Here is a 6,437-nt window from a genome sequence, read left to right on the forward strand (position 1 = left end):
ACCGAGGGTGGCACCGCGGCCTGCCCCGGCGTGGACGTCAATCCACAGCCCGCCCGTCGAGTGTGTGTTTTCGGTCGCAAAACGGCCGTCGAGCGAACTAAACCGCACCCTCGGCGATCCGACGGGCCGGTTCGGCAGGTTCTGGGACAATGGAAGCTGACATGACTGCCGTATCCCGAACGTCCGGCCTGCTCGCGCAGGCGCTGGTGGACCTGGACGCCATCGCCCACAACGTGCGGGTGCTGGACGAACACGCCGGCGCCGCCGGGGTGATGGCCGTGGTCAAGGCCGATGGCTACGGGCACGGCGCAGTCCCGGTAGCCCGCGCCGCGCTGGCCGCCGGCGCGGCCGAACTCGGGGTCGCCACCGTCGACGAGGCCCTGACGTTGCGAGCGGCCGGCATAAGAGCGCCGGTGCTGGCCTGGCTGCACGGGCCGCACACCGACTTCGCTCCCGCCTTGGCCGCCGACGTGCAGATCGCGGTCTCCTCGGTGGCGCAGCTGAACGAACTGCTTGAGGCGGTGGGGCGCACGGGACAAACCGCGACCGTCACGGTCAAGGCCGATACCGGCATGAACCGTAACGGCATCGGCGCCGCCGACTTCCCGGAACTGGTGACCGCGCTGCGGCGAGCCGTCGCCGACGACGCGATCCGGGTGCGCGGCCTGATGTCGCATCTGGCCTGCGCCGACGAGACTGCTAACCCGGTCAACGACGTTCAGGCCCAACGCTTTTCCGATCTGCTGAGGGTGGCCAGCGAGCAGGGGCTGAAGTTCCCGGTCGCGCATCTGGCCAACTCGGCAGGGGCGATGACCCGCCCCGATCTAGCCTTTGACCTGGTGCGGCCCGGAATAGCCATGTACGGCCTGAGTCCGATCCCCGAGCGGGGTGACATGGGTCTGGTTCCGGCGATGACGCTGAAATCGCTTGTGGTGCTGGTCCGTCCGATCAAAGCCGGGGAGGCGGTCTCCTACGGCCACACCTGGGTCGCCCCGGTCGACACCACCGTGGCACTGGTGCCGATGGGTTACGCCGACGGGGTGTTCCGACCGCTCAGTGGACGGTTCGACGTATTGATCAACGGCCGGCGTCGGCCCAGCGTCGGGCGGGTGTGCATGGACCAGTTCGTCGTCGACCTGGGCCCCGGACCCGTCGACGTCACCGAGGGTGACGAGGTCATCCTGTTCGGGTCTGGAGCAGAGGGCGAGCCGCTGGCCCAGGACTGGGCCGACGCGTTGGGCACCATCCATTACGAGGTGGTCAACAGCCCACGTGGGCGGGTCGCCAGGACGTATCGGGGCGCCGATGGCCGGTAAGCGGCGCGGGTCGCGGCGGGCCGGTGGCTGGCTCGCGGGGGCGGCCGGCCTGGCCGCCGTCGGCACCATCGCCGGGACCACCATCGCCCGGTCGGTGACACGACGCACCACTGCCGAAGACGCTTACGCCGACGAGGATTTCGAGATCCTCGAACACGACCACGACTCGGTGGTGGTCACCGAAGACGGCGTCGAACTGGCGGTGCGCGACACCGGCCCGCGCAACGCACCGTTGACTGTGGTGTTCGCGCACGGATTCTGCCTGCGGATGGGGTCGTTTCACTTTCAGCGGGCGCGGCTGGCGGCCGAGTGGGGCGATCAGGTGCGCATGGTCTTTTACGATCAGCGCGGCCACGGCGAGTCCGGCACTGCCCCACCGGGCACCTACACCGTGCCGCGGCTCGGCCAGGACCTCGAAGCGGTGCTACGGGCCACCGTGCCACGCGGCCCCATAGTGCTGGTGGGGCATTCGATGGGCGGCATGACGGTGCTGGCGCACGCTCGGCAGTTTCCCCAGCGCTACGGCAGCCGGATTGTCGGCGCCGCGTTGATATCGTCGGCCGCCAAAGGGGTTTCGCGATCCCCGCTGGGCGAGATTCTGCGCAACCCGGCGCTGGAGGCCGTGCAGTTCAGCGTGCGGTACGCGCCGAAGCTGGTGCACCGCGGCCGCGGCGCGGCCCGCGGGGTGATCGCACCGATCCTGCGCGCCGCCTCCTACGGCACCGACCAGATCAGCCCGAGTGTGGTGGCATTCTCCGAGGAGATGATGCACTCCACCCCGGTCGCCACCATGGTCGGCTTCCTGCACGCCCTGGAAGTGCACGACGAGAGTGCCGCGCTGCCGACGCTGGCCAAGATCCCTACCCTGGTTGCCTGCGGCGACCAGGATCTGCTCACCCCGCCGGGGTACTCGCGGGCTATGGCGGCCACGCTGTGGGATTGTGAGCTGGTAATTGTGCCCGGGGCCGGGCATCTGGTGCAGTTGGAGGAACCCGATGTCATCGACGAGGCGCTGGTGCGACTGGTGGAGCGGGCCGCGCCGCGCCGCGGCATGCTGACGCACCGGTTGCGCCGAAAGGCCGGGCGCAGTGGCTGATCCGCAGGAGGCGACGCTGGCTACCGCCGAGGACACCGTCGCGCTGGGGGCCCGGCTGGGCGAACAGCTGCGAGCCGGCGACGTGGTGGTGCTGTCCGGTCCGCTGGGTGCTGGAAAAACCGTGTTGGCCAAGGGGATTGCGGCCGCACTCGACGTCGATGGGCCAGTCACCTCGCCGACGTTCGTGCTGGCCCGCGAGCATCGCGCCCGCCGCCCGGACAACCCGGCGATGATTCACGTCGACCTCTACCGCCTGCTCGACGAGTCGGGCCTGGACCTGCTGGCCGAACTGGACTCGTTGGACCTTGACACCGAACTCGACGACGCCGTCGTCGTGGTGGAGTGGGGCGAAGGACTGGCCGAGCGGCTCTCGGAGCGTCACCTGGATATCCGGCTGGACCGCGCCGCGGACTGCGAGACACGCACCGCGACCTGGCGGTGGCACACGCCGTGACCGGAGCGATTCTGACTATCGACACCGCCACCCCCGCGGTCACCGCGGGCGTGGTGGTCCTAGATGAGGCTGGTCGACCGACCGTGCTGGCCGAGCGGGTCACCCCCGACGCCCGCGCGCACGCCGAACGGCTGACCCCCAATGTGCTGGGCGCACTGGCCGACGCCGGCCTGAGCATGGCCGATCTGACTGCGGTCGTAGTGGGTTGCGGGCCGGGGCCATTCACCGGACTGCGGGTCGGGATGGCCAGCGCCGCCGCCTATGGGCACGCCCTGGGCATCCCGGTGTACGGGGTGTGCAGCCTGGATGCGATCGGGGTGCGCACCCGCGGGCCGGTCCTGGTGGTCACCGACGCGCGCCGTCGGGAGGTCTATTGGGCGCGCTACCGCGACGGCGTCCGGGTGGCGGGTCCGGCGGTGTGTGCACCGGCCGACGTAGATCCCGCCGACGCCGTCGCGGTGGCCGGTTCACCCGCGCACACCGAGCTGTTCGCCCTACCGGTTCTCGATATCGCCTACCCGACGCCTGCGGGACTGGTTGTCGCAGTGCGGGATTGGAGCGACCCTCCGGAATCGCTGGTGCCGCTGTATCTGCGCCGCCCGGATGCCAAACCGCCCGCATCGGCCGCTGCGCCAGTGACGCTGGGCGCGCTGGTGGACAGCGACGCAGTGCGCTGCGCCGAATTGGAAGCCCAACTATTCGGCGGCGATGACCCGTGGCCGGCCGAAGCCTTCAGCCGGGCGATCGACGCGGGCGACAACCACTACGTCGCCGCCCGGATCGGCGACACCGTGGTGGGCTACGGCGGAATCGCTAGGCTTGGGCGCACCCCGCCGTTCGAGTACGAGGTGCACACCATCGGGGTGGACAAGGCTCATCAGGGGCGCGGTATCGGGCGGCGGTTGCTCACCGACCTGCTGGAGTACGCCGACGGCGGCGTGGTGTACCTGGAAGTCCGCACCGACAACGCTGCGGCCATCGCGCTCTACCGCGATGTCGGCTTCGTCGAGACCGGACTGCGCAAGCGCTACTACCGCAACGGCGCCGACGCCTACACCATGAGGAGGAACGGCGCATGACAGTAGTTCTTGCCATCGAGTCCTCTTGCGACGAAACAGGTGTCGGCATCACTCGCCTGGACGCCGACGGCGCTCTGACCCTGCTGGCCGACGAGGTGGCCTCCAGCGTCGAAGAGCACACCCGCTTCGGCGGCGTGGTGCCCGAGATCGCGTCGCGTGCGCATCTGGAGGCGCTGGGGCCCACCATGCGGCGGGCGCTGGCGACCGCAGGGGTGGACAAACCCGACGCAGTGGCAGCCACCATCGGGCCGGGCCTGGCCGGGGCGTTGCTGGTGGGCGCGGCCGCGGCCAAGGCTTATGCGGCGGCCTGGGGAGTGCCGTTCTACGCCGTCAACCACCTAGGCGGACACCTGGCCGCCGACGTCTACGCGCACGGCCCGCTGCCGCAGTGCGTGGGCCTGCTGGTCTCCGGCGGCCACACCCACCTGCTGCACGTGCGGTCGCTGGGGGAGCCGATCGTCGAGCTGGGCAGCACCGTCGACGACGCTGCGGGGGAGGCCTACGACAAGGTGGCCCGGCTGCTCGGGCTGGGCTATCCGGGTGGGCGGGCGCTCGACGAGCTGGCCCGCACCGGGGACCGCTCGGCGATCACGTTCCCACGTGGGATGACCGGCCCGCGCGACGCCCCCTACGTGTTCAGCTTCTCGGGTCTCAAGACCGCCGTGGCTCGCTACGTCGAGAAGACCCCGGACTATTCAGCCGCCGATGTGGCGGCCGGCTTCCAGGAATCGGTCGCCGACGTGCTGACCGCCAAGGCGGTGCGCGCGGCCACCGACCTCGGCGTCAGCACTCTGCTGATCGCCGGCGGGGTGGCCGCCAACTCCCGGCTGCGCGAACTCGCCGAACAGCGCTGTGCGGCAGCAGGATTGACGCTGCGGATCCCGCCGCTGCGGTTGTGCACCGACAACGGAGCGATGATCGCGTCGTTCGCGGCGCATCTGATCGCCGCCGGAGTGGCGCCGTCGCCGCTGGACGTGGCCACCAACCCGGGCCTGCCGGTGGTGCAGGGCCAGGTGTCCTGACGGCTCAGATGCTTGGCGCCCACGGCACGGTGCCGTAGCCGGTCGCCTGGGTGACGATGAGCAGGTTGTTGCCGGTCGCCCACGCCTGGCTGAAGGTGTCCAACGGGATCTGTTCGTCGCGGCCGTCGGGGGTACCGCTGTCGTTGAGGTGCACCACGTCGTTGGCGGTGTCGACACCGGTGACGACGACGGCGTGGTCGGCTTGGGTGCGCTGGCCCTGCCCGGCCGGGTAGTTCCAGATGGTTTCGGCGTTGAGGCCGGCGATCACCTTGTGGCCGGCCGCCAGTTCTTGTTCCAGACCCGTCAGGGTGTTGCCGGCGGTCAGGTCCGAGGCGATCCCGTAGTTCTCCAGCAGCACCACCATGTCCTGCGGCGAGGTGCCGTCGAACTCGTAGATGCTGCCCTGGTGGTTGCTGCTGGGGGTGAACAGACCGCGCAGCTCGATGCCGATCTGCAGTGGTTCGTGGCCGGTGAGCTGGCCGACGACGTCGGCGACCGCCATCAGGCCGCAGTCCTCCTGGTGCTGGTAGCGCCAGTAGGGAGCGGCGGCGCCCGGGTCGCCGTAGATCTGGCCGTTCGGGTCGGCGGAGGCGATCGCGGCTCCGCCGACAGCGGCTGCCGCGATCAGTGCGGCTGCCCCGGTCGAGCGTATTGCGGTGCACATGGTGGTCAACATGCGCGCCATTATCGGTTCGCTTCCTGGACGCAACCTGCAAAATGATCTCGGCCCCGGCTCGCTCGGCACCCGCGACGACGACGCGAGGGTTCCCACGAATGCCGATCACCTTAAATAAGTACGTTCCGAGCTGCCGATCGCCGCTGGACGTGGCCACTAACCCGGCCTGCCGGTGGTGCAGGGCCAGATGGCGCGCTAACTCCAGGCCCTGGACGGGCGAGTAGCCCGCTTCGCTGACGTGCCCGACTGAGTAGTCGGCGCCGGATCGAGCCGACATAACAGGTAGTGCGCTACGCATAGGGGCGGCGGGTAGTGGGCGCAGGCTGGTGAACGCCCATTGGCCCGATCGGAAGTGGTACGGATGTCTGGACACCGCGATAGCCGGCGGGGCCGGCAAGCACACAACGCACACCACCGAACGGTCGGCGCTGCCAGCGCCGTGGGTGCATTTTTGGCGTTCGGGATGGCACCGCTAGCAACCGCGCCGGTCGCGCGGGCGGATGTCGACGATGCGATGGTCGATATGATCGCCGGGCTGTTCGACCCGGCGACGTGGGCTGACCCGGGCGCTTTGGGTGCAGCTTCTGACGGCTTTGACCTGACGTCGTTGTACGAGCAGTGGGTCTATCTGCCGTTGCATGACCTTGGGCAGGCCTGGATCGACAGCCCGCTCATGCAGCCGTTCGATGATTTCCTCAACCAGTTCGCGCCGGCTGGACAGATCTTCATCGGCAACGGCCTCGACGGTACTGCCGCTGACCCCAACGGTGGCGCCGGTGGGCTGTGGTGGGGAG

The 6,437-nt window shown here is 69.6% G+C and carries 6 protein-coding genes and 1 pseudogene; 6 read left to right on the forward strand and 1 reads right to left on the reverse strand.

Annotation, left to right across the window (positions count from 1 at the left end; translation table 11 throughout):
* The first annotated feature begins 161 nt into the window (after nt 1-161).
* Genes alr through tsaD form a run of 5 tightly spaced genes read left to right on the forward strand, consistent with a single transcriptional unit; the run spans nt 162 to nt 4,967 of the window.
* Nucleotides 162-1,316 carry an alanine racemase gene (gene alr / locus BN4346_RS30325; protein ID WP_078058511.1) on the forward strand — a complete coding sequence of 385 codons (1,155 nt, stop codon included), beginning with the start codon at nt 162-164 and terminating at the stop codon, nt 1,314-1,316.
* Nucleotides 1,306-2,412: an alpha/beta fold hydrolase gene (locus BN4346_RS30330; protein WP_067970128.1), complete on the forward strand. Its 1,107-nt coding sequence runs from the start codon at nt 1,306-1,308 to the stop codon at nt 2,410-2,412. The genes alr and BN4346_RS30330 overlap by 11 nt, the downstream gene beginning before the upstream one ends.
* On the forward strand, nt 2,405-2,866 hold the full coding sequence (tsaE, locus tag BN4346_RS30335) for a tRNA (adenosine(37)-N6)-threonylcarbamoyltransferase complex ATPase subunit type 1 TsaE (protein WP_067970132.1): 462 nt from the start codon (nt 2,405-2,407) through the stop codon (nt 2,864-2,866). Before BN4346_RS30330 ends, tsaE begins: the two co-directional genes overlap by 8 nt.
* Nucleotides 2,863-3,945, forward strand: coding sequence for a tRNA (adenosine(37)-N6)-threonylcarbamoyltransferase complex dimerization subunit type 1 TsaB (gene tsaB / locus BN4346_RS30340; RefSeq protein ID WP_067970160.1), 1,083 nt, complete (start codon nt 2,863-2,865; stop codon nt 3,943-3,945). The genes tsaE and tsaB overlap by 4 nt, the downstream gene beginning before the upstream one ends.
* Entirely contained in the window at nt 3,942-4,967 is a 1,026-nt protein-coding gene (gene tsaD / locus BN4346_RS30345; protein WP_067970137.1) for a tRNA (adenosine(37)-N6)-threonylcarbamoyltransferase complex transferase subunit TsaD, read from the forward strand. Before tsaB ends, tsaD begins: the two co-directional genes overlap by 4 nt.
* A gap of 4 nt (nt 4,968-4,971) precedes the next feature.
* On the opposite strand, the gene BN4346_RS30350 is transcribed toward tsaD, so the two are convergent.
* Entirely contained in the window at nt 4,972-5,643 is a 672-nt protein-coding gene (locus BN4346_RS30350) for a C39 family peptidase (RefSeq protein ID WP_235653569.1), read from the reverse strand.
* Between the two features lie 463 nt (nt 5,644-6,106).
* Here BN4346_RS30350 and BN4346_RS48070 point away from each other — a divergent pair.
* Nucleotides 6,107-6,437, forward strand: a pseudogene (locus BN4346_RS48070) (PGRS repeat-containing protein); the annotation flags it as partial.

The sequence above is a fragment of the Mycolicibacter icosiumassiliensis genome, assembly GCF_900078685.2.
In the GTDB taxonomy this organism is placed as follows: domain Bacteria; phylum Actinomycetota; class Actinomycetes; order Mycobacteriales; family Mycobacteriaceae; genus Mycobacterium; species Mycobacterium icosiumassiliensis.